Source organism: Streptomyces sp. NPDC051183, assembly GCF_040682455.1.
Classification (GTDB): Bacteria; Actinomycetota; Actinomycetes; order Streptomycetales; family Streptomycetaceae; genus Streptomyces.
On the sequence record NZ_JBFBBA010000010.1, the window covers coordinates 1 to 23,011 of the forward strand.

21 protein-coding genes are annotated in these 23,011 nt (G+C 74.8%); 13 read left to right on the forward strand and 8 right to left on the reverse strand.

The features are described 5' to 3' along the window. Positions 1-154: 154 nt before the first annotated feature. Entirely contained in the window at positions 155-1,720 is a 1,566-nt protein-coding gene (locus tag AB0M99_RS11015; RefSeq protein ID WP_365918874.1) for an FG-GAP-like repeat-containing protein, read from the forward strand. Positions 1,721-1,862: 142 nt separating this feature from the next. Beyond that, positions 1,863-3,419 carry an FG-GAP-like repeat-containing protein gene (locus AB0M99_RS11020; protein ID WP_365918876.1) on the forward strand — a complete coding sequence of 519 codons (1,557 nt, stop codon included), beginning with the start codon at positions 1,863-1,865 and terminating at the stop codon, positions 3,417-3,419. Here AB0M99_RS11020 and AB0M99_RS11025 read toward each other — a convergent pair. From AB0M99_RS11025 to AB0M99_RS11035, 3 genes are all read right to left on the reverse strand, one after another. Further along, positions 3,416-3,811: a RidA family protein gene (locus tag AB0M99_RS11025; protein WP_365919194.1), complete on the reverse strand. Its 396-nt coding sequence runs from the start codon at positions 3,809-3,811 to the stop codon at positions 3,416-3,418. The two genes, AB0M99_RS11020 and AB0M99_RS11025, sit on opposite strands and share 4 nt — an antisense overlap. Before the next feature lie 99 nt (positions 3,812-3,910). Further along, the gene (locus AB0M99_RS11030) at positions 3,911-5,503 is read right to left on the reverse strand and encodes an alpha/beta hydrolase (protein ID WP_365918878.1); all 1,593 of its coding nucleotides are present in this window, start codon (positions 5,501-5,503) and stop codon (positions 3,911-3,913) included. Between the two features lie 115 nt (positions 5,504-5,618). Further along, a complete protein-coding gene (locus tag AB0M99_RS11035) occupies positions 5,619-6,677 on the reverse strand; it encodes an Rv2578c family radical SAM protein (protein WP_365918880.1) in 1,059 nt (352 codons plus the stop codon). A gap of 153 nt (positions 6,678-6,830) precedes the next feature. Here AB0M99_RS11035 and AB0M99_RS11040 point away from each other — a divergent pair, with 153 nt between their 5' ends. The 4 genes from AB0M99_RS11040 to AB0M99_RS11055 all read left to right on the forward strand — a co-directional run bounded on the left by AB0M99_RS11040 (position 6,831) and on the right by AB0M99_RS11055 (position 11,649). Next, complete coding sequence (locus AB0M99_RS11040; protein WP_365918882.1) at positions 6,831-7,274, forward strand: SRPBCC family protein; 444 nt, start codon at positions 6,831-6,833, stop codon at positions 7,272-7,274. 197 nt (positions 7,275-7,471) lie between these two features. Beyond that, a complete protein-coding gene (locus tag AB0M99_RS11045; protein WP_365918884.1) occupies positions 7,472-8,305 on the forward strand; it encodes a M55 family metallopeptidase in 834 nt (277 codons plus the stop codon). Further along, a complete protein-coding gene (locus tag AB0M99_RS11050; RefSeq protein WP_365918886.1) occupies positions 8,298-9,641 on the forward strand; it encodes a M20/M25/M40 family metallo-hydrolase in 1,344 nt (447 codons plus the stop codon). The genes AB0M99_RS11045 and AB0M99_RS11050 overlap by 8 nt, the downstream gene beginning before the upstream one ends. 10 nt (positions 9,642-9,651) lie before the next feature. Continuing rightward, entirely contained in the window at positions 9,652-11,649 is a 1,998-nt protein-coding gene (locus tag AB0M99_RS11055; protein ID WP_365918888.1) for a prolyl oligopeptidase family serine peptidase, read from the forward strand. Positions 11,650-11,664: 15 nt separating this feature from the next. Here AB0M99_RS11055 and AB0M99_RS11060 read toward each other — a convergent pair whose 3' ends face one another. Further along, positions 11,665-12,405 carry a hypothetical protein gene (locus tag AB0M99_RS11060; RefSeq protein WP_365919196.1) on the reverse strand — a complete coding sequence of 247 codons (741 nt, stop codon included), beginning with the start codon at positions 12,403-12,405 and terminating at the stop codon, positions 11,665-11,667. 41 nt (positions 12,406-12,446) lie between these two features. Between AB0M99_RS11060 and AB0M99_RS11065 the strand changes: the two genes are divergently transcribed. Then, a complete protein-coding gene (locus AB0M99_RS11065) occupies positions 12,447-12,995 on the forward strand; it encodes a GNAT family protein (protein ID WP_365918890.1) in 549 nt (182 codons plus the stop codon). Between the two features lie 45 nt (positions 12,996-13,040). Beyond that, positions 13,041-13,940 carry an arginase family protein gene (locus AB0M99_RS11070; RefSeq protein WP_365918892.1) on the forward strand — a complete coding sequence of 300 codons (900 nt, stop codon included), beginning with the start codon at positions 13,041-13,043 and terminating at the stop codon, positions 13,938-13,940. An 89-nt stretch (positions 13,941-14,029) separates the two neighbouring features. Here AB0M99_RS11070 and AB0M99_RS11075 read toward each other — a convergent pair whose 3' ends face one another. Next, positions 14,030-14,482, reverse strand: coding sequence for a DinB family protein (locus AB0M99_RS11075; protein ID WP_365919198.1), 453 nt, complete (start codon positions 14,480-14,482; stop codon positions 14,030-14,032). Between the two features lie 237 nt (positions 14,483-14,719). On the opposite strand from AB0M99_RS11075, the gene AB0M99_RS11080 reads away from it, so the two are divergent. Next, a complete protein-coding gene (locus AB0M99_RS11080; RefSeq protein WP_365918895.1) occupies positions 14,720-16,687 on the forward strand; it encodes a DUF5107 domain-containing protein in 1,968 nt (655 codons plus the stop codon). A gap of 26 nt (positions 16,688-16,713) precedes the next feature. On the opposite strand, the gene AB0M99_RS11085 is transcribed toward AB0M99_RS11080, so the two are convergent. Next, positions 16,714-17,553 (reverse strand): class I SAM-dependent methyltransferase, encoded by an 840-nt coding sequence (locus AB0M99_RS11085; RefSeq protein ID WP_365919200.1) that lies wholly within the window; start codon positions 17,551-17,553, stop codon positions 16,714-16,716. 213 nt (positions 17,554-17,766) lie between these two features. On the opposite strand from AB0M99_RS11085, the gene AB0M99_RS11090 reads away from it, so the two are divergent. The 3 genes from AB0M99_RS11090 to AB0M99_RS11100 all read left to right on the forward strand — a co-directional run bounded on the left by AB0M99_RS11090 (position 17,767) and on the right by AB0M99_RS11100 (position 20,849). Next, on the forward strand, positions 17,767-18,339 hold the full coding sequence (locus AB0M99_RS11090) for a TIGR03086 family metal-binding protein (RefSeq protein ID WP_365918897.1): 573 nt from the start codon (positions 17,767-17,769) through the stop codon (positions 18,337-18,339). A 121-nt stretch (positions 18,340-18,460) separates the two neighbouring features. After that, on the forward strand, positions 18,461-19,678 hold the full coding sequence (locus tag AB0M99_RS11095; RefSeq protein ID WP_365918899.1) for an aminotransferase class I/II-fold pyridoxal phosphate-dependent enzyme: 1,218 nt from the start codon (positions 18,461-18,463) through the stop codon (positions 19,676-19,678). A gap of 91 nt (positions 19,679-19,769) precedes the next feature. Beyond that, complete coding sequence (locus tag AB0M99_RS11100) at positions 19,770-20,849, forward strand: MBL fold metallo-hydrolase (RefSeq protein ID WP_365918901.1); 1,080 nt, start codon at positions 19,770-19,772, stop codon at positions 20,847-20,849. 21 nt (positions 20,850-20,870) lie between these two features. Here AB0M99_RS11100 and AB0M99_RS11105 read toward each other — a convergent pair whose 3' ends face one another. After that, positions 20,871-21,521, reverse strand: coding sequence for a VTT domain-containing protein (locus tag AB0M99_RS11105; protein ID WP_365918903.1), 651 nt, complete (start codon positions 21,519-21,521; stop codon positions 20,871-20,873). Further along, the gene (locus AB0M99_RS11110; protein ID WP_365918905.1) at positions 21,518-22,306 is read right to left on the reverse strand and encodes an MBL fold metallo-hydrolase; all 789 of its coding nucleotides are present in this window, start codon (positions 22,304-22,306) and stop codon (positions 21,518-21,520) included. The genes AB0M99_RS11105 and AB0M99_RS11110 overlap by 4 nt, the downstream gene beginning before the upstream one ends. 138 nt (positions 22,307-22,444) lie before the next feature. On the opposite strand from AB0M99_RS11110, the gene AB0M99_RS11115 reads away from it, so the two are divergent. Continuing rightward, positions 22,445-22,849: a hypothetical protein gene (locus tag AB0M99_RS11115; protein ID WP_365918906.1), complete on the forward strand. Its 405-nt coding sequence runs from the start codon at positions 22,445-22,447 to the stop codon at positions 22,847-22,849. Positions 22,850-23,011 lie beyond the last annotated feature (162 nt).

Below are 23,011 nucleotides of genomic sequence, written 5' to 3' on the forward strand. Positions count from 1 at the left end.
GTCATCGACGCCCCCGCCAACGACTACAAGCCCTTCGGCGAAGCAGGCGACACCGGCGAACGCTCCATCCTCCTCGAACTCCGCGTCGGCTGACCGTCCGGCTGACCACCGGACCCGCACGCCACCACCGACCCACGCTCGCAAGGAGCTCCACATGTCTGCTCTCCGTCCGCGCGCCGCGCGGATGTCCGGCCTCCTCGTCACCGCCACTGCCGTCACCACGGGCCTGATCGCCGCCGGTCCCGCCCAGGCCGTCACCGGCCCCGAGGCCCCGGCCGGCCAGTACGCCCACGTCACCCGGCTCGACATCGGCGACGAGCTGGGCTCCCGCGCCTGCACCGCCGCCCTGGTCGACGAGTGGTGGGTGGCCACCGCCGCCTCCTGCTTCGCGACGGCGCCCGGCCAGCAGGTGCCGGCCGGCAAGCCCGCGCTGAAGGCCACCGCGACGCTGAGCAACGGAACGGCCGTGGAGGTCACCGAGCTCGCCCCGCGCACCGACCGCGACCTGGTGCTGGCCCGGCTCGCGAGCCCGGCCAAGGGCCTGGCCACCGCCAAGGCCGCGGCGGCCGCGCCCGCCGCCGGCACCGACCTGACGGCGGTCGGGTTCGGGCGTACGAAGACCGAGTGGGTGCCGGGCAAGGCGCACACCGGTACCTTCACCACGAACACCACCGACGCCACCACCCTGGCCGTCACCGGCAAGGGCACCGACGTGCTCTGCAAGGGCGACACCGGCGGCCCGCTCCTCAACGCCGCAGGCGAGCTCGTCGGCATCAACACCAAGTCCTGGCAGGGCGGCTGCCACGGCGCCGACGCCGCCGAGACCCGTACCGGCGCGATCTCCACCCGCGTCGACGACCTCGCCGCCTGGGTGGCGAAGACCACCGAGCCGCGCCGCTCCGCCGCCTCCAACGAGGCCGGCGGCTCCGAGCGCGTGCGCTGGGCGGACTTCGACGGGGACCGCAGGCCCGACTACATCAACATCGCCGACAACGGCTCGTTCAAGGTGTGGCTGAACCACGGCGGCGACCCCGCCGGCGTGAACGGCTGGGAGACCCTGGGCCAGGTCGCCACCGGGACGACCACCGACCGTACGCGGGTGCGGCTGGCCGACTTCGACGGCGACGGCAGGTTCGACTACATCGTCATCAACGCCAACGGGTCGGTCAACGTCCACCTCAACCGCGGCGGCGACGGCCGCGGCGGCTGGCAGGACATCGGCCAGGTCGCCTACGGCACCACCAGCGACGCGAGCAAGGTCCGCTTCGCGGACTGGGACGGCGACGGCCGGACCGACTACCTCGCCTTCAACGACGCCGGCGCCGTGGACGCCTACCTCAACCGCGGCGGCGACAAGGTCGCCCCGTGGCAGAAGGCCGGCCGGGTGGCCGTCGGCGTGACCAGCGACCGCGCCCGGATCCGCTTCGCGGACGCCGACGGTGACGGCAAGGCCGACTACTACGCCGTCAAGCCGGACGGCAAGGTCGACCTCTACATCAACCGCGGCGGCGACCCCGGCAACGGCTGGCAGGTCGTCGGCCAGATCGCGACGGGTCTGACCACCGACCACACCAAGGTCCAGTTCGTCGACTTCAACGCGGACACCCACGCCGACTACGTCTTCGCCGGCGCCGGCAACACCGCCACCGTCTACGCCTGGAACGGCGGCGACCCGGGCAACGGCTGGATCAACCTCGGCAAGGTCGCCAGCGGCACCTGAGCCCCGCCCGCCCCGCACCGCACAGCACCACCCGCACCATCCCGCGAGCCGCATCCGCCCACCCCCTCGTCCGCCAAGGAGAAGCGGGGTGGGCGGATGCGCATCCGGGACCCGCACCACACCCCAAAGGCACCGCACACACATGACGAAGCGCACCGCCACCCTCGGCCTCGCCCTGCTCGCCGCCCTCGCCGCCGCGGGGCTCGGCTCCACGACCGCCACGGCAGCGACGACACCCGCCCCGCCCCTCGTACGGATCATGCCGCTCGGCGATTCCATCACCGCCGGCGGGGGCAGCTCCGGCAACGCCGGATACCGGGCGCCCCTCTGGGACCTGATGGCAGGCCAGTCCCGCTACACGCCCGACTTCGTCGGCTCCGGCTCCTTCGGCGCCGTCGCCGACGCGGACAACGAGGGCCACAGCGGCTGGACCATCGAAGGAATCCGGTCCAACATCGACGGCTGGCAGGCCGCGGCCGACCCGGACGTCGTCCTGCTGCACCTGGGCATCAACGACCTCCGCCACGACCACGCCGACCCGCTCGAAGCGGCCGGGCGGCTGTCCTCGCTGATCGACCGCGTGCTGGCGAACCGGCCCGGCGTGACCGTCATCGTCCAGGGGCTGCTCACCGACACCACCGGCTTCGAGCAGCAGACACGCGACTTCAACGCCGTCATCCGGGGCCAGGAGAACGAGCGCCGCGGCCGCGGCGAGCGGTTCCGGTACGTGGAGCCGCCCCGCCTGGACGTCGCGACCGAGCTGCCCGACCAGCTCCACCCCAACGACGCGGGCTACCGCAAGATGGCTCGGACCTTCCACGACGGCCTGGAGCAGGCGGTCGCCGACGGGTGGGGCGTACGGCCGCACGCGCCGCGCGCGGGAACCGAGGCGGGCGGCACCGGAGCCGTCCGCTGGGCCGACTTCGACGGCGACGGCCGCCCCGACCACCTGACGATCACCGCCGACGGCGAGGTCAGGGCGCGGCTCAACCGGGGCGGCGACACCGGGGGCGGCTGGGAGGCCCTCGGCCGCGTGGCCACCGGGACGACCGCCGACCGTACGCGGGTGCGGCTGGCTGACTTCGACGGCGACGGCCGGGCCGACTACGTCGTCATCAACGCCAACGGGTCGGTCAACGTCCACCTCAACCGAGGCGGCGACGGCCGCGGCGGCTGGAAGGACATCGGCCAGGTCGCCTACGGCACCACCAACCGCAGCGAGCAGGTCCGCTTCGCGGACTGGGACGGCGACGGCCGGGCCGACTACCTCACCATCGCCGACAACGGCGCCGTCACCACCTTCCTCAACCGCGGCGGCGACGGCGCGGGCGGCTGGAAGGGCCTGCGCCAGACCGCCACGGGCACGACCACCGACCGCACGCGGGTGCGGCTGGCCGACTACGACGGCGACGGCCGGGCCGACTACTGGATGATCAGCCCCGGCGGCGCCGTCACCACCTACCTGAACCGGGGCGGTGACGGCCACGGCGGCTGGCAGCACATCGGCAGGACCGCCTCCGGCGTGACCACCGACCACACCCGGGTCCAGCTCGTCGACTTCAACGCCGACACCCACGCGGACTACCTGCTCGGCGAGGCCGGCTCCGGCTCCGGAGCCGTCAGCGCGTACCTCTTCGACGGCGGCGACGCCTCCGGCCCGCACGGCTGGAACGGCATCGGCACGGTCATCGCCCCCTAGGGGGTGACGGGAAGGATCGCGAAGGCCTCCACCTCCACCAGGAGTTCCGGCCGGAACAGGGCGCTGACCTGGACCGCCGAGGAGGCCGGGAGGTGGTCCGGGGCGATCACCTCGTCGCGCGCCGCGCGGACGGCCGGGAGGTGGGCGACGTCCGTGACGAAGTACGTCAGCTTCACCACGTCCTCGAAGCCCGCCCCGGCCGCCGCCAGGCACCGGCGCAGGTTCTCGAACACCTGCCGGGCCTGGGCGGCGGCATCGCCCTCGCCCACCACCTCGCCCTTCTCGTCGAGGGCGCACTGCCCCGAGACGGCGACGAACCTCCCCGTACCCCAGACGACGTGGCTGTAGTTGACGCCCGGGCTGACGCCCTCGGGGGCGGCGATCCGGGTCAGGTGGCGGCCGGCCGCGGAGGCAGGAGCGGAGTCACGTGCGGAGTCAAGGGCGGAGGCAGGATCAGGAGTGTTCACACCCCTGATCCTGCCTGCTGGAGATCATCCCCGGAACCCCAGCAGCCCGTGCAGGGCCGCGCCGCCCGCCGAGGGTGCCACCGCCCGGGTCGCCGTCGTCGGCTTGGGGGCCGGCTGTGCGGGGCAGGTGGCGTCCTCGGCCCGGCCCGTACGCAGGTACGCGGACAGCTTCTCGTCCAGGCACTTGTTGCCGCTCAGCGAGATGCCGTGGTTGCCGCCGCCCTCCTCGACCACCAGGGCCGCGCCGGCCAGCTTGCGCCGCATGCTCACCGCGCCCTCGTACGGGGTCGCCGCGTCCTCCGTCGCCTGGAAGAGCAGCGCCTGCGGGAGGCCGGCGTTCGTCACGTCCGGGGCCTGGAGCGGCTCACCCGGCCAGAACGCGCACGGGGCGTTGTACCAGGCGTTGTTCCACGTCATGAACGGCGCCTTGGCGTGCGTGCGCCACATGTCCGTACGCCACTGGTTCCAGTCCCTCGGCCATGCCGAGTCCCGGCACTGCACCGCCGTGTACACGCTGTAGCTGTTGCCCGCCGAGGGCTCCACCGCGCCGAACCGCTCGTACGCCGCCACCAGTTGCTTCGGGTCGTTGTCCACCGCGTACGCCGAGAAGGCGGCGGCCAGGTTCGGCCAGTAGCCGTTGAAGTAGCCGCCCGGCAGGTAGGTGTCCTCCAGCTCGGCCGGACCCACCTTGCCGCCCGCCGGAGCCGCCCGCAGGGAGTCCCGCATCGCGTACCAGCGCTGCTCGACCGCCGCCGGGTCGGTGCCGAGGCGGTACTTGTCGTCGTACTGCGCGACCCAGGCCAGGAAGGCCTTGTGGCGGGCGTCGAAGGCCTGGTCCTGGGCGAGGTTGTCCTCGTACCAGACCCCGCTCGGGTCCACGACGGAGTCCAGGACGAGGCGGTGCACCCGGTCCGGGTGGAGCTTGGCGTACACCGCGCCCAGGTAGGTCCCGTACGAGTAACCGAAGTAGCTGATCTTCTGTGCGCCGAGGGCGGTGCGCACCGCCTCGATGTCGCGGGCGGCCGAGACCGTGCCGATGTACGGGAGCACGTCCGCGTGCTTGGTCCGGCAGGACTCGGCGAACTTCCGCACCCGCTCCAGGTTGGCCCGCTCGGTCTCCGCGTCCCGCGGCACCGAGTCCGGGCGTACGGGCGCGAAGTGCCCCGTCCCGCAGTCCAGGGCCGGCTCGCTCTTGCCCACCCCGCGGGGGTCGAAGCCGATCACGTCGAACTGCCCGGCCACGTCCTTCGGGAGCGCGGAGGCGACGTAACCGGCCAGGGTCCGGCCGCTGCCGCCGGGGCCGCCGGGGTTGACCAGCAGCGGCCCCTGGGACGTGGCGGCGGTGTGCGGGACCCGGGTCAGGGCCAGTGCGATCGTGCGCCCGCCCGGCCGGTCGTGGTCGAGGGGGACCTGGAGGGAGGCGCACTGGAGGGTGGGGTAGCGCGAGGTCGCGCAGCCGGTCCACTTCAGAGCCGCGGCGGCCGGGGCCGCGGGCGGCGCGGCGGCGACCGGAGCGGCGGTGACCGGGCTCGCCAGGACGGCGGCGACGGTGGAGATCGACAGCAGGACGGCAGCGCGCTTCGTCAGGGTCGAGGGGCGGATCGAGGGTCGGAGCATGTGGCCTCCCAGCCGAGGGTTCTGGGCGGAATCGTCCCGGAACCCGCGCCCGGAAGGCGGGATTGTGCAGCCCATTGGCCCGATGTGATGACCCTTCAGGCGTCGCGCCGCGTCCTCACAGCAGGCTCAGCTGCGTCGGCCGGTCCTGCGCGGCGGCCCCGGCGCCGCCCGGCCGCTCGGGTACGAGGACCCGGCGCGCGCCGCCGCGCCCGCTCGGCCCGATGCCGAATTCCGCCGCGAGCTCGTGGACTTGGCGGGTGATCCGGCGCTGGTACCAGGTCGGCGCGTACGACCCGCCCGCGTACATCCGCGCGTACCGCGGGACGAGGTGGGGGTGGTGCTCGCCCAGCCAGGCCATGAACCACTCGCGCGCCCCGGGCCGCAGATGGAGTACCAGGGGTGTCACGGACACCGCCCCCGCCTCGGCGACGGCCCGGACGGTGGCCCGCAGCTGCTCCGGAGCGTCCCCGAGGAAGGGGATCACGGGGGCCATGAGCACCCCGCACTCGATGCCCGCGTCGGTCAGCGCCCGTACGGCGGCGAGCCGGGCGGCGGGGGAGGGCGTACCGGGCTCGACGGTCCGCCACAGGGCGGTGTCGGTGAAGCCGACGGAGACGGAGATGCCGACGTCGGTGACCTCGGCGGCCTCCTGGAGGAGGGGGAGGTCGCGCAGGATGAGGGTGCCCTTGGTGAGGATGGAGAAGGGGTTGGCGCGGTCGCGCAGCGCCTCGATGATTCCGGGCATCAGGCGGTAGCGGCCCTCCGCGCGCTGGTAGCAGTCGACGTTGGTGCCCATGGCCACGTGCGCGCCGGTCCAGCGGCGCGCGCCGAGCTCGCGGCGCAGCAGCTCGGGGGCGTTGGTCTTGACGACGATCTGCGAGTCGAAGCCGAGGCCGGTGTCGAGGTCGAGGTAGCTGTGGGTCTTGCGGGCGAAGCAGTACACGCAGGCGTGGCTACAGCCGCGGTACGGGTTGACGGTCCACTCGAACGGCATCCGGGAGGCGCCGGGGACCCGGTTGAGCAGGGACTTGGCCCGCACCTCGTGGAAGGTGATGCCGCGGAACTCCGGGGTGTCGAAGGTACGGGTGACGACGGCGTCGGCCCCGAAGAGCGCGGCGGGACCGGTGGCCCGCGGACCACCGCCCGTCTCGTCGGTCTGGTTCTCCCAGCGCATGGTGCGCCTCCTTCGTTCGGCCCTGACCCGAGAATAGAACAAACGTTCCCATGATCGTGCGAGCCGCATTGCGTCCGACCCGGATTTGGGCGGCTGCGCCGGAGATGGTTGGCTTCGCGGTGACGAGCGATCACAACTGCTGGAGGAACAGCTATGGCGCAGGTCGAGGCCACCACGGAGCGGATCATCGCGGCCGACGCGGAGACCGTGTTCGACGCGCTGGCGGACTACACCGGGACCCGGGAGAAGCTCCTGCCCGAGCACTTCAGCGAGTACGAGGTGCGCGAGGGCGGCGACGGCGAGGGCACCCTCGTCCACTGGAAGCTCCAGGCCACCAGCAAGCGGGTACGCGACTGCCTGCTGGAGGTCACCGAGCCCACCGACGGACAGCTGGTGGAGAAGGACCGCAACTCCTCCATGGTCACCACCTGGACGGTCACCCCGGCCGGCGAGGGCAAGTCCAAGGCCGTGATCACCACCGTGTGGAACGGCGCCGGCGGCATCGGCGGCTTCTTCGAGCGCACCTTCGCCCCCAAAGGCCTCACCCGCATCTACGACACCGTGCTGGCCAACCTGGCGGCCGAAGTCAAGGGCTGATCCCTGCCGTTGACGGTGAGGCCGGGACACGGCCTCACCGGATCGGGTGAACCGGACGGCCCGCGGGGCGACCCCGGACGCCGCCCTGCGGGACCGACCTGCTGAAGCCCGCCGCGGCGGGCGTGGCCCCGGGGGGCCCGAGGGGGCCGGGCGGTTAGTGTGGGGGAGCTGAGCGCAGCCGACCGCCCGGGGGCCCGATGAAGATCCTCATCTCCGCCGACATGGAGGGCGCCACCGGCGTCACCTGGCCCGCCGACGTGCTGCCCGGCACACCGCAGTGGGAGCGCTGCCGGTCGCTGTTCACCTCCGACGTCAACGCCGCCGTACTCGGCTTCTACGACGGCGGCGCCGACCAGGTCCTCGTCAACGAGGCCCACGGGACCATGCGCAACCTGCTGCTGGAGCGCCTCGACGCCCGCGTCGAGATGATCACCGGCCGCCACAAGACCCTCACCATGGTCGAGGGCGTCCAGCACGGCGACGTGCACGGCGTCGCCTTCGTCGGCTACCACACGGGCGCCGGCACCGAGGGCGTCCTCGCCCACACCTACCTCGCCAACTCCGTCACCGGGGTCTGGCTCAACGGCGTCCGCGCGAGCGAGGGCCTGCTCAACGCCCACGTCGTCGCCGAGTACGGCGTGCCGGTGGTCCTGGTCACAGGCGACGACCTGACCTGCCTCGACGCGGCCGGCTACGCCCCGGACGCGGTGACCGTGGCGGTGAAGGACCACGTGTCGCGCTACGCGGCCGTCTGCCGCACCCCCGCCCGCACCGCCGCCGACATCCGCGCCGCCGCCAAGGAGGCCGCGGCGCTCGCCGTCCGGCGCGAACCCCTGCGGGCCGGCCCGTTCGCGGTGGAGCTGGAGTTCGACGCCGAGCACCTGGGGATGGCCGCCACCCTCGTCCCCGGCGTCACCCGGTCCGGGGAACGCAGGGTCGCGTACACCAGCGAGACGATGTACGAGGGGATCCGGACCTTCAAGGCGGTCACGACGGTCGTCTCGGCGGCGGTGGAGGAGCAGTATGGCTGACATGTACGACCTGAATCCCCCCGTCGACCGGACGGCGCTCGACGAGGCGGTCGAGTTCACCTCCGGCCTGATCCGGATCGACACCACCAACCGGGGCGGCGGCGACTGCCGCGAGCGGCCCGCCGCCGAGTACGTCGCCGAGCGGCTCGCGGACGCCGGCCTGGAACCGGCGATGCTGGAGCGCACCCCCGGCCGCACGAACGTGGTGGCCCGGGTCGAGGGGTCCGACCCCGGCGCTCCCGCCCTCCTCGTGCACGGCCACCTCGACGTGGTCCCCGCCGAGGCCGGTGAGTGGAGCGTGGACCCCTTCTCCGGTGAGATCCGCGACGGCGTGGTCTGGGGCCGCGGCGCGGTCGACATGAAGAACGCGGACGCGATGGTGCTCGCGGTCGTACGCGCCTGGGCGCGGGCGGGCGTGAAGCCGCGCCGGGACATCGTGATCGCCTACACCGCCGACGAGGAGGACAGCGCCGTCGACGGCTCGGGCTTCCTCGCCGACTCCCACCCCCACCTCTTCGAAGGCTGCACGGAGGGCATCAGCGAGTCCGGTGCCTTCACCGTCCACACCGGACCCGGTCAGTCCCTCTATCCGATCGCGGCCGGCGAACGCGGCACCGCCTGGCTGAAGTTGACCGCCCACGGCACCGCCGGGCACGGCTCCAAGCCCAACCGGGCCAACGCCGTCAGCCGGCTCGCGGCCGCGGTGGCCCGGATCGGCGAGTACGAGTGGCCGCTCCGGCTCACCGACACCGTCGTCGCCTGCATCACCGAACTGGCCGCCCTGCAGGGCCTGTCGGTGAACCCGCGCGGACGCGACTTCGACCTCGCAGGGCTCCTCGGCAAACTCGGCCCGGCCGCCGCCCTCGTCGAGGCGACGGTGCGCAACAGCGCCAACCCGACGATGCTCAGCGCCGGTTACAAGCTGAACGTGATACCCGGCCAGGCCACCGCGTACGTGGACGGCCGGATGCTGCCCGGCGGCGAGGCCGAGTTCATCGCCACCCTCGACGCCCTCACCGGACCCGACGTGCGGTGGGAGTTCCACCACCGGGAGGTCGCCCTCGAAGCCCCCGTGGACGGGCGGACGTACGGGATCCTGCGCGAGTCCGTCGAGCACTTCGACCCCGACGGGCACGTGGTCCCCTTCTGCATGGCGGGCGGTACCGATGCCAAGCAGTTCTCCCGGCTCGGCATCACCGGCTACGGCTTCTCCCCGCTCAAGCTGCCGCACGGCTTCGACTACTGGTCCCTCTTCCACGGGGTGGACGAGCGGGTGCCGGTCGAGGCGCTGCACTTCGGGGTCCGCGTCCTCGACCGCGCGCTGCGGACCCTGTGATGGGGACCCGGTGACGGCGGCGCCGACCGGTGCCGGTGCCGGTGCCTACGGCAGTTGGCCCTCGCCCATCGACGCCGCGCTCGCCGCGTCGCTCGACGGGCGGCCCGAGTACGTGGGCACGGTCGGGGCCGAGGTGTGGTGGACCGAGCCCCGTCCGCAGGAGGGCGGCCGCCGCGCACTGGTGCGCCGGCCCGCGGACGGCGGCCCCGAGTCCACGGCCCTGCCCGTCCCGTGGAACGTGCGCAGCCGGGTCACCGAGTACGGCGGGCAGCCCTGGGCGGGCGCCGAACGCCCCGAGGGCGGGCCCCTGTTGGTCTTCGTCCACTTCGCAGACCAGCGGCTGTACGCGTACGAGCCCGACCTCCCCGGCGGCGCCCCGAGGCCGCTGACCCCCCTCTCGGCGGTCGGCGGCGGCCTGCGCTGGGCCGACCCCGTACTGCGCGGCGGCGAGGTCTGGTGCGTGCTGGAGGAGTTCACCGGGCCCGCGCCGACCGACGTCCGCCGGGTCCTGGCCGCCGTACCGCTGGACGGGTCGGCGGCCGGGGACCGGTCCCTCGTACGGGAGTTGACCGATGACCGGTACCGGTTCACCACCGGGCCGCGGCTGTCACCCGACGGGCTGCGTGCCGCCTGGCTGGTGTGGGACCACCCCCGGATGCCCTGGGACGGCACCGAGCTGAGGCTCGCCGAGGTCACGTCCGACGGCCGGCTCGCGCAGGCCCGTACCGTGCTCGGCGGCCCCGACGAGTCCGTCGCCCAGGTGGAGTGGACCGCCGCCGGAACCCTCCTCGCGGTGAGTGACCGCGGCGGCTGGTGGAACCCGTACCGGGTCGATCCCGCGACTGGCCGGGCGGTCAACCTGTGCCCGCGGGAAGAGGAGTTCGGCGGCCCCCTGTGGAAGCCGGGGCTGCGCTGGCTCGCGCCGCTCCCCGGCGGACTCGTCGCCGTCCTGCACGGGCAGGGCTCCTCGGTGCTCGGCGTGCTCGACCCGGAGAGCGGCGACCTGGTGGACTCGGCCGGGCCGTGGACGGCCTGGCAGCCCACCCTCGCCGTCAGCGGAGACCGGGTCTACGGGGTCGCCGCGAGCCCCCGCAGCGCGTACGAGGTCGTGGAGCTGGACACCGCCACCGGCCGGGCCCGGGTGATCGGCTCCGCGGGGGCGGACCCGGTGGACCCCGCGTACTACCCGGAGCCGCAGAGCCGGACGTTCCTCGGCCCCGCCGACCGGGAGATCCACGCGCACGTCTACCCGCCGCACCACCCGGCCCGCCGGGCCCCGGCCGACGAGCTGCCCCCGTACGTGGTGTGGGCGCACGGCGGGCCCACCGACCACGTGCCGCCCGTACTGGACCTGCACATCGCGTACTTCACCTCGCGCGGCATCGGCGTGGTCGAGGTGAACTACGGCGGCTCCACCGGCTACGGCCGCGCCTACCGGGAACGGCTGCGCGAGCAGTGGGGCGTGGTCGACGTCGAGGACTGCGCGGCGGTGGCCCGGGCCCTGGCCGCCGAGGGCACCGCGGACCCCGCCCGGCTCGCGATCCGGGGCGCCAGCGCCGGGGGCTGGACGGCGGCGGCCTCGCTGGCCGCCACCGACCTGTACGCCTGCGCGGCGATCGTCTACCCGGTGCTGGACCTGCTCGGCTTCGCGGAGGAGACCCACGACCTGGAGTCCCGCTACGTCGAGGGCCTGGCCGGGCCGCCGCAGACCCTGCCGCGGCTCTGCCGCGAGCGCTCGCCGGTGGCCCGCGCCGACCGGATCACCGCGCCGTTCGTGCTGCTCCAGGGCCTCGACGACCCGGTCTGCCCGCCGGCCCAGGCGGAGCGCCTGCTCGCCGCCATGCGCGGACGCCCGGTGCCGCACGCGTACGTCGCCTTCGAGGGCGAGGGCCACGGCTTCCGTCGGGCGGAGACCATGGTCCGCGCGCTGGAGGCGGAACTGTCCCTGTACGCGCAGGTGTTCGGCATCGAGCGGACGGACGTCCCGCGGCTGGACCTGCGGGCCTGACGGCCGCGAGCGGCGTCAGGCGGTGTGCAGCCAGACGCGGAGCGGCCCGAGCGGGGCGAACCCGGCGCGGACGGCGGCGTCCAGGTCGTCGCCGCTCTCGTACCCCACGACGGGCAGCTCCGGCCAGCGGGCGGCGACCCCGGCCAGGGCGCCCGCCCAGGCGGCGTCGGTGTCCGCGTCGTCCAGGGCGAACAGGTTGGACACGCCCACCACCCCGCCGCCGGTGTTCGCGACGGCTCCCGCGACGATCCGGCCCCCGGCGCGGCCCGCCAGGAAGACGATGTCCTCGCCGAGCAGGGACGGGCGGAACAGCCCCGTGCTCTCCTCGCCGTCCCAGGCGGCCTCCCAGGCCTCCAGCTCCTCGGCGCTCGCGACCTCGGACCACTCCAGACGGGAGTCCGTGGCCGCGACGGGCCCGGCTCCGGCGGCGGCCCCGCCTCCCGCGAGGGCCGGACGGTGGATCCACTGCGCCTCGAAGAGCACCTCGAAGCCGGCCGGGGCCAGGTCGAGCGTGGCGAAGCTGTCCTTGACCGAGCACCCGGGCGAGCCGGTGTCGACCGCGGCCACGAGGGCGTCCGCCGAGGCGTCCCGGGTGAGGGACACGGCATCGGGGTAGTACGGCGGCGTGCGCCGGGCGCTGGTCCAGGCGTCCGGGGCGAACTCGGGCCGCAGGGCGTGGCCGCGGCAGACCGCGTCGCACCACTCGGCGTTGTTGCGCGCCGCCGCGAGCAGGAGCTGTCGGGTGTCGGGGCTGATGATCACATCGGGGATGATGCCACACGCCCTAACCTCGGGCGATGACCTTTTCCACGTACCTCGCCGAGGGGCCGTGCGTCGGCCTGCGCCCCTACCGGCTCGCCGACGGCGCCGAGTTCACGGCCCGCGCGCGAGAGAGCCGAGAGCTGCACCGGCCGTGGCTGTTCCCGCCCGCCACCATCGACGAGTACGAGCCGTACGCGGTCCGGCTGACCGCCGCCGAAGCTGACGGCGGCCGCACCGGGTTCCTCGTCTGCGAGCTGGCCACCGGGGCCATCGCCGGCTTCGTCAACATCAACAACATCGTCCGCGGCGCCTTCCAGTGCGGCGCACTCGGCTACGGCGCCTTCGCGCACGCCGCAGGCCGGGGGCTGCTGGGAGAGGCGCTGGACCTGGTCCTCGGCCACGCCTTCGGCGAACTCGGGCTGCACCGGCTGGAGGCGAACATCCAGCCGGGCAACGCCGCCTCGATCGCCCTGGTCAAGGGGCGCGGCTTCCGGCTGGAGGGGCTCTCCCCGGACTTCCTGTACGTCGACGGCGCCTGGCGGGACCACGAACGCTGGGCCGTCACGGCTGCCGCGGCGGCATGACCGAAATGACGGGCCCGCGGCGCGCCCATCCCACAGGATGAGGGCATGAGAAGCCTCGTACTCCTCGATGCCCCGTCCAACCTCGGCCTGCGGCCGCCCGCACCCGGCACCGTACCCGGCGTCTACAAGCTGGCGGGCGCCCTGCGCGAACAGGGCCTGCTGGCCCGGCTCGGCGCCCGCGAGGGCGGGGTCGTCGTCCCGCCGCGCTACGACCGCGGCGACTGGCGGGAGGGCGACGGCGTGTTCCACGCCGACGCGCTCGCCGCGTACACCGTGACCCTCGCCGACCGGATCGAGAAGCACCTGCGGGCCGGGGAGTTCCCCGTCGTCCTGGGCGGCGACTGCTCGATCCAGCTCGGCGCGGCCCTCGCCATGCGACGGCTCGGGCGGTACGGGCTGGCCGCCATCGACGGCTCGGCCGACTTCCGCCACCCCGGGAACACCGAGGTCAACGGGCCCGTCGGCGCGGCCGGCGGCGAGGAGCTCGCCCTGTCCACCGGGCGCGGACAGGCGGGCCTCGCCGACCTGGAGGGGCTCTCCCCGTACCTGAGGGACGAGGACGTACGGCTCTTCGGGCTGCGCGACGGGGACCCGGACCTCAAGGAGCTGCGCGCGGCCGGGTTCTTCGCCGCCACGGTCGGGGCGATCCGCGACCGTGGCGCCGGGCCGGTGGCGCGCACGGCCCTGGACGGGCTGCACCCGCCGGCGACGGCCGGGTTCTGGGTCCACCTCGACGCCGACGTGCTGGACCCGAGCGTGATGCCGGCCGTGGACAGCCCGGACCCCGGAGGGCTGGTCCCCGACGAACTCGCCGAGCTGCTCGGTGTGTTGGTGCGTTCACCGCGCTGCGTGGGGCTCAACGTCACCATCTACGACCCGGACCTGGACCCGGACGGCCGGGCGGGTGCGCTCCTCGCGGACCTGGTGGCGGGGGCGTTCGCCTAGGGGGTGCCGGGCGGGCCGGGCCCGGCCCTGATCCGCCAGACACCCCCCAGCCCGCGTCGGCAGCGAGCGCGCCCCGCCGGCGGCCGTCGTCACATGCCGGTCGCGCCGTCGATCCGCTCCCGGAGCAGGTCGGCGTGGCCGTTGTGCCGCGCGTACTCCTCGATCATGTGGATCAGGACCCAGCGCAGCGACACCCGTCCGCGCCACTCGTCCTCGGCCTCGACGTCCAGGTCGGGGGCCTCGGCGGCGAACCGCTCCGCGAAGGCCACTTCGCTACGCCAGGCCTCCCAGGACTCGGCGACCTCCTGCGGGGAGATCGCCTCGACGTCGAAGTCGCCGTCGGGCTCGGCCTCCGAGAAGAACAGCGCCGGTGCGTCCTCCTGGGCCAGCACCCGCCGGAACCAGCGGCGCTCCGCGTCGGCCAGGTGGCGGACCAGGCCGAGCAGCGACAGGGTCGAGGGATCGACGGACCGTCGGGACAGCAACTCCGGCTCCAGGCCGGCGCACTTGAGCAGCAGCGTCGTGCGCTGGGCGGCCAGCATGTCGGTGATCAGCGCGCGCTCGTCGCCGGTCGCGGGGCCGTTGAACCGCTCTTCGGAGCCGGCCGCCTGGAGGAAGCCGGCCCTCCGGACGCGGGCCGGACCGGCGCTGTCGCCGGGGGTCTTCGCAGTGGTCGCATTGGTCATGTCCGCCATGATGAACCATCTTTGCGTAATCCTGACCGGTGGTGATCCGCGAAAGCCCTGTGCAGCGGCCGTCGCTGCGTGTTCCATGCCCTCATGGCCACCACCGTCCGACGTGCCCTGCTGACCCTCCCCGCAGCCCCGTTGGGGCCCGAGAACCCGCTGCCCGCCCTCCGCGCGCCCGACGGGGTGCACGCACTGGACGAGCGGTCGCGCGAAGGGCTGCCGCGCGACACGGCCCGCCAGATCGGGTACGAGCCGCTGCGCTCGCTGCTGCCCGTCCGGGAGCTGGACGGCTACCAACGGCAGCGGACGGAGCAGGAGTTCGACTCGATCGTCATCGAGAACGAGCACCTGCGGGTCACCGTGCTGCCCGGTCTCGGCGGCCGGATCCACTCGCTCGTCCACCTGGCCACCGGGCGTGAACTGCTGTACCGCAACCCGGTGTTCCAGCCGGCCAACTTCGCCCTCAACGGCGCCTGGTTCTCCGGCGGCATCGAGTGGAACATCGGCGCCACCGGCCACACCACCCTCTCCTGCGCCCCCCTGCACGCCGCGCTCGTCCCGGCGCCCGACGGCGGGGCGATGGTCCGGCTGTGGGAGTGGGAGCGGCTGCGCGACCTGCCGTTCCAGGTGGACCTGTGGCTGCCGGGGGACTCGGAGTTCCTCTACGCCGCAGTCCGCGTGCGCAACCCGCACGAGCGGCCGGCACCCGTGTACTGGTGGTCCAACATCGCCGTACCGGAGGACGAGGGGACCCGCGTGCTGGCCCCGGCCGAGGAGGCCTGGCACTTCGGCTACGAGCGCTCGCTGCGGCGCATCCCCGTACCGCAGTGGGAGGGGGCGGACCGCACGTACCCGCTGCGCAGCGAGTACCCGGCCGACTTCTTCTACGAGGTCCGCGACGGGGACCGGCCCTGGATCGCCTCCCTCGACGCGGACGGCCGGGGTCTGGTGCAGACCTCGACGGCCCGGCTTCGCGGCCGCAAGCTCTTCGTATGGGGCGCGGGTGCGGGCGGGCGGCGCTGGCAGGAGTGGCTGACGGAGCCGGGCACCGGCGGGTACGCGGAGATCCAGGCGGGCCTCGCCCGGACCCAGCTGGAGCACGTACGGCTCGACGCCGGGGCGGAGTTCAGCTGGCTGGAGGCGTACGGGGCGCTGTCGGCCGACCCCTCGGCGGTGCACGGGAGCGACTGGGCGGCGGCGCGGGCCTCGGCGGAGGCGGCGCTGGCGGCGGCCCTGCCGCGGGAGCGGGTCGACGAGGCGTACGAGGCGTGGCGCGGGTGTGCCGACACCGAGCCGGGAGAGCGGCTGGCGGCCGGTTCGGGCTGGGGTGCGCTGGAGGTGCTCTGCGGGGGTTACAAGCTGCCGGGCACGCCCTTCCCGGAATCCACGCTGGGCGACGCGCAGGTCCCGTGGCTGGAACTGTGGCGCACCGGGGTGTTCCCGGCCCCGCGGCGGGCGGCTCCGCCGGGCCCGGGCCTGGTGGCCCCGCACTGGCGGGACATGCTGGAGACCGCCCGGGCCGACCCGCTCACCGAATACCACCTCGGTGTCGCGCAGTGGCGTGCGGGTGATGTGGCGCAGGCGGTACGCAGCTGGGAGCGCGGGCTGGCGCTGGCCCCCTCGCGGTGGCCGCTGCTGAGGTGCCTGGCGGCGGCCGACGGGCTGGCGGGCGACCGGGGGCGGGCGGCCGACCGCTACGCCGAGGCGTTCGAGGACCTGGCGCAGGAGAGCCGGGGCAGCGCCGAGTGGCTGGCCGCCGAGTCCGCGCTGGGGCGGGAGGCGATGGCGGCGCTGCTGGCCGCCGGCCGCCTGGCCCAGGCGCGGTCCGTGTGGGACCGCCTCCGCCCGGCGCTGCGCGACCAGGGCCGCTTCCGCCTGCTGGCCGCCCGGCTGCTGGCGGCGGAGGGGCATGTGGTCGCGGCCCGGCGGGTCTTCGAGGACGGCTTCGAGCTCCCGGACCTCCGCGAGGGCGACGAGACCCTGTCCGAGGTCTGGGCCGCCCTCACCGACCGTCCGCTCCCGCCGCGCTACAACTTCCGTATGCGCCCGCCCGTCTGAGCCGGGCACGCGGCCCCCGGCCGGGGTCAGGCCCGGGCCAGGACCTCGCCGTTCAGGACCGAGAACCAGGCGTCGGGGGAGGAGCCCCAGCTGCGCCAGGCCTCCGCGATGGCCGTGAGCTCCGGGGCGGTCGCGTGACCACCCCGGGTCGCGATGTCGGCGTACACGGAGGCGGTCGTGCGGTCCGCCCACAGTCCGGACCACCAGGCCGCCTCCTCGGGGGTCGCGTAGCACCAGGCCGTCGCCGAGGACGCGATGTCCGTGAAGCCCGCCGCCCGGGCCCATGCGCGCAGGCGGCGTCCGGCGTCGGGCTCGCCGCCGTTCGCGCGGGCGACCCGGCGGTACAGGGCCTGCCACTCGTCCAGTCCCGGTGTCGCCGGGTACCAGGTCATCGCCGCGTAGTCCGCGTCCCGGGCGGCCACGATCCCGCCCGGCCGGCACACCCGGCGCATCTCCCGCAGCGCGCGTACCGGGTCGCCCACGTGCTGGAGCACCTGGTGGGCGTGGACCACGTCGAAGGAGTCGTCCGGGAACTCCAGGGCGTGCACGTCCGCCGTCGCGAACCGCACGTTCGCCAGGCCGCGCTCCTTCGCGTAGGCGCCCGCCCGGGTCAGTACGTCGGGCGCCGCGTCCACCGCGGTGACCTGCCCCTGCGGTCCGACCAGCTCCGCCAGGTCCGCGGTGATCGTGCCCGGACCGCAGCCGACGTCCAGGACGGACATCCCCGGCCGCAGTTCGCCGATCAGGTAGGCGGCCGAGTTCGCGGCGGTGCGCCAGCGGTGCGAACGCAGGACCGAGTCGTGGTGGCCGTGGGTGTAGACCGCGGTCTCCTTCGGGGCGTTTGCGTTCACGGCGTTCGCGTTCATGGCGTTCACGGCGGTGACTCCTCTTCGTCGAAGCGTGGTCGAAGCGTTGCCACCAACCTAGAGGATCAGTTCGGACTGTGAGATATGTGTTTTGACATGTGGACATCAACCTTGCGCGGCAAGGGGATTGGGCAGGACGGTGGCAAGGTACGGCAGGTGCGAGGACAGTGGGGCCCAGGGGGCGGGCACTCATGGCGAAGGACGGTGAGACCCATGCCGGACACGCTGCTCGAACAGCACGCCGAGGCGCTGCGGCTCTTCGGCGAGTACGTGCGCGCCATCGCGGACGACCAGTGGGGCGCACCGACCCCGTGCGCGGAGTGGAACGTGCGGGAGCTGGTCAACCACGTGACGGGCGAGCAGCTCTGGATCCCGCCGCTGGTCACGGACGGCCGCACCGTCGAGGACGTCGGCGAGGAACTCTCCGGGGACGTGCTCGGCGAGGACCCGGCCGCCGCCTGGGAGCAGGCCGCGGCCGCCGCGCACGCCGCCTTCACCGCGCCCGGCGCGCTGGACCGCACCGTGCGCCTCTCGTACGGGCCCGCGCTCGGATCGGCGTACTGCTCCGAGCTGACCGCCGACTGCGTCGTGCACACCTGGGACCTCGCCCGGGCCATCGGTGCCGACGACCGGCTCCCCGAGGCCCTCGTCGAGTTCTCCATCAAGGAGGTCATGCCGTACGCCGAGGGGCTCGCCGCGAGCGGCGCCTACGACCCGCCCGTGGAGATCCCGGCGGGCGCGAACGCCCAGACCCGGCTGCTCGCCCTCGTCGGCAGGCGGGGCTGACCGCTGACCGCCGCCCGCCGCTCGCTGCGGACGGGTACAACGGGCAGGTTCGCCCGAATAATCGTATAAAGGCAGGGTTGGCGCGAGTGAGGCCCGTGCACGGGCGGAAAGAGGTGCGGGGATGCAGCGCACGACGGCCGAGGGCCGTGGTCCGGTCCGCTACGGTCCGCCCGCCCCCCAGCCCGGCCTGCCCGTGCTCCCCGAACTCACCGCCGTGCTTGCCGCGGCTGCCGGACGTTCCGCCCCCGAGCCCGCGGGCGGCGGTGAGCCCGTGCGCGAGGCGGCCTGCCGCCACTGGGGGCGCCGCGGGCTGCCGACCGCGCCCGAGAACGTGGCCGCCGGACCCGGAGCCGCCGCCCTGCTGCTCGCGCTCGTCGGCGCGTACGGCGGCGACGTCATGCTGCCCCGGCCCTGCCCCGCCTGGTGGACCCCGCAGGTCCGGCTGCTGGGACGGCGGGCCTACCACGTGCCGACCCCGGCGGAGTGCGGCGGCGTGCCCGACCCGTACGCACTGCTGGAGACCGTACGGCGGGTGCGCGCCGAGGGCGGCGACCCGCGCATCCTGCTGCTCTCCGTCGCCGACGACCCGACGGCCACCGTGCCGCCGCCCGAACTGCTGCGGGAGGCCTGCGAGGCCGCCGCCGATGCCGGGCTGTTCGTCGTCAGCGACGAGAGCTGGCGCGACACCGTGCACCGCCCGCGCGACACGCTCGTCCTCAGCCCCGCCGAGATGCTGCCCGACGGGGCCGCGGTGCTCGTCGACCTGGCCGGCGCCCTGCTGCCCGCCGGCTGGCCCGCCGCCGTGGTCCGCTTCCCCGACACCGCGCGGGGCACCTGGCTGCGCGCCCGCACCCTCGACGTCCTGACCGCCACCGGCGCGTTCGTCGCGGGCCCCGTTGCCGGGGCCGCCGCGTACGCCCTGGACGAGCCCGACGCCGTCGCCGCCCGGGCCCGCGCCGCCGCCGCCCTGCACGGCGCCGTGGCCGCCGCCGCCCACCGGGAACTCCTGGCCGTCGGAGCGCTCGCCCGGCCCCCGCAGGCCGGACGGCACCTCTACGCCGACCTGACCCCGCTGCGCGAGGGCCTCGCCCGGCACGGGGTCGGCGACGCCATGGAGCTGGAGGACTGGCTCGGCGGCCGGCTGGGGGCGCCCACCCCGGGCGGCCAGCGGTTCGCCGACGAACCCGTCGCCCTGCGCGTCCGGTTGTCGACCGGGCCGCTGCTCGGCGCCACCCCGGAGGAGCGGCTGGCCGCGCTCGCCGCCCCCGACCCGCTGGAACTGCCACACGTACGGAGCTCCCTGGACCACCTCGGAGCGGTCCTCGCCGGACTCGCGTGAGCGACCGACCGGATCCGATGGAACCGCCGTACCCGATGGACCTGCCGAACCTGCCGAACCTGCCGAACCCGACGTGGACGGAGACTTCTTGATGAGGGATCAGACGGACGTGCCCGCCTCCTCGGAAGTGCTGCGCCCCGCCGTGTCCCCGCGTCCCGTGGCGCGGCCGGCACCCCGGGCCCCGCAGCCGCCCCCGGCCCGGCCCGTGCATCCGCGCCCCCTCGGGGAGCACCGGGCGTGGCCCCGCTCGTTCGCTGACCGGCTGACCACACCGCTGCCGGGGCTGCGCGCCTTCGCCCGGCTGGCCCGCGAGGGCGCCTTCCGGCCCGGCCCCGACGGGCTGCGCGGCATCCCGGACCTGCCCTACGCACCCGCCCCGCTGCCCCCGGCCGGCCCCGGGACGGTCTGCGCCACCTGGGCGGGGCACGCCAGCTGGGTGCTGCGGGTCGGCGGTCTGACCGTACTGACCGACCCCGTCTGGTCCCGGCGGATCCTCGGCACCCCCGCGCGGATGACCCCCGTCGGGGTGCTCTGGGAGGAACTGCCGCCGGTGGACGCGGTGGTGATCAGCCACAACCACTACGACCACCTCGACGCGCCGACCCTGAAGCGGCTGCCCCGCCACACGGCCCTCTTCGTCCCGGCCGGCCTGGGCCGCTGGTGCCGCCGCCGCGGCTTCACCCGGGTGACCGAGCTCGACTGGTGGGAGTCGGCCGAACTGGGCGGCGTACGCTTCGAGTTCGTCCCCGCGCACCACTGGTCGAAGCGGTCCCTGCTCGATGCCTGCCGCACCCTGTGGGGCGGCTGGATGCTGAGCGAGGCCCGGGCCGCGGTCCCGAGGAAGGTGTACTTCGCGGGGGACACCGGCTACGGCCACTGGTTCGCGGAGATCGGCCGCCGCCACCCCGGCATCGACCTGGCGCTGCTCCCGATCGGCGCCTACGCCCCGCGCTGGTGGCTGCGCGACGTCCACGCCGACCCGGAGGAGGCCGTGCAGGCCTGCCTCGACCTCGGCGCCCGCCGGATGGCCCCGATGCACTGGGCCACCTTCGCCCTCTCCGCCGAACCGGTCATGGAGCCCCTGCACCGCACCCTGGCGGCCTGGTCCCGCGCCGGCCTGCCCCGCGAAGACCTCTGGGACCTCCCGATCGGCGCCTCCCGCACCCTGTGACGGACCCGCCCCGCCGGCCGGTCACGGAGCCTCGCCGTGCGAAGCGGGCTCCCCGCGCAGCCGGCGCAGCAGGGAGGGGGCCGCGCTGATCAGCAGGGTCAGGGCGACCGCCAGCGCCACGCCCTTCCACGGTTCCGAGAAGAGGGAGCCGCCGAGGATCCCGATCAGACCGTACGTCGCCGCCCAGGCGAGGCACGCGGGGGCGTCCCCGCGGGCGAAGCGGCGCAGCGGCAGCTCCGCCAGCAGGCAGGCCAGCATCACGGGGATGCGGCCCGCCGGGACCAGGCGGGAGACCACCAGGACCAGCACGCCGTGCTCGTCCAGCCGCGTCTGCGCCTGCTCCAGCCGCTCCGGCGTGGCCCGGCCGCGCAGGGCCTCCAGCCAGCGCGAGCCGCCGCGCGAGCGGACCCCGCGCCGTCCGAGCCAGTACAGCGCGACGTCCCCGGTGAAGGCCGCCAGCGCCGCCACCCCGAACACCAGCAACAGCCCGAACGGCAGCGACTGCTGATGGAACGCCACCACCGCGGCGGAACTCACCAGCGCCCCCGTCGGGATCACCGGCACCAGCGCCCCGAGCGCCACCAGCACGAACAGCGCCGGGTAGCCGACGGCCTGTTGGGTCGTCTCCGGCGGGACCTGACCGGCCGCCGCCGCGAGGTCGAGCAGGGTCACGGAAGCCGCACCCGCTCCCCCTGCGCAAGCACCCGTACCGCCACCTTCGGCGCCAGCTGCCGGGCGAACCGGGCGAACTCCTCGCCCGGCGCGTGGAATTCGTGCGGCCGCACCGCGTCCATCCCGATCGGCCAGTACGTCCCGTAGTGCACGGGCACCGCCGCCGCCGGGGCCAGCGCGGCCAGCGCCTGCGCCGCCCGCGCCGCGTCCAGGTGCCCCGGCCCCAGGTGCGGCCCCCAGCCGCCGACCGGCAGCAGCGCCACGTCCACCGGCCCGACCTCCTCGGCCATCGCGTCGAACAGCCCGGTGTCCCCGGCGAAATAGGTCCGCGCCGAGCCCTGCACCACGTACCCGAGCGCCGGCGCGAGGTGCGGGCCGAACGGCAGCCGCCGCCCGTCGTGCCGCGCGCTGACCGCCCGTACCCGCACGCCGTCGCCCGCGCGCTCCCGTACGGCGAACTCCTCGCCCGGCACCACCTCGGTGACGGCGAAGGCACGCACCCGTGCGAGCCGCGCCAGCCCCGGCACGGCCCGGCGCGCGCCGCGCGGCACCACCAGCCGGGTCCCGGGCGCGAGGCGCGCCAGCGACGGCAGGTGCAGGTGGTCCGCGTGCAGGTGCGACACCAGCACCACGTCCGCCACGGCCGCCCGCGCCGGAGGCACCGCTCCGCGCCGCCGCCGCAAGTGCGCCAGCCGCCGCGCGAACAGCGGGTCCGTCAGCACCCGGACCCCGGAGTCCTCGACCGTGCACGTGGCATGGCCCCACCAGGTGAGCTCCACCGGCACCGGCCTCCCCTCCCTCTCGCACGTCCCTCTCGCACGTGCCGGATCTCCCGAGCCTAAAGGCTGCCCCTTCCGTCCGCCTGGAACCGGAACCCGGCGCCCCCTCCTCCCGGGCCGCGGATCGGAGTAGGGTCGGGCGACATGGATGAGCTGCGCGTGGCCGCGATCGCCAGCCTGGCCCCGCTCGAGGAACTCGACGCCGACCCGTTCGCCGTGGACACCCGGACCCAGCACGCCATGTGCGCCCGCTGGGCGGCCGACCGCGGCTACGTCGTGACGAGGCAACTGCTGGTCTACGGGCTGCGCCCCGACCACTGCGGACTGTGGTCCGACATCGACGCCGGACAGGTCGACCTGTTCGTCACCCCCAACCACCGCGTGCTGGCCCGCGCGCTGCGCTCCGTCGAGGAGTTCACCGCGGAGTGCGAGCGGCGCGGCGTACGGCTGGAGACGGCCGGGCTCGACGAGCCGCGCTACACCTCCGCGATGAAGGCCGAGGTGCACCGCCGGCTGTCCATGCCGACCGCCGGCTACGACGGCACGTAACCCCCTCGTGCGGGCCTGAGCAGCGCCCCGGCCGGGCCGGTCGCGCGCCCGCGCACGAACGTACGCCACCCGTGTCACCCGGTCCGGTGCGCCCGGCTGTGCGAGCCTGGGAGCAGGGACGGGGGCTCGCGGGCGGTGCGCGGGCCACGGTGGTGAGGCGGG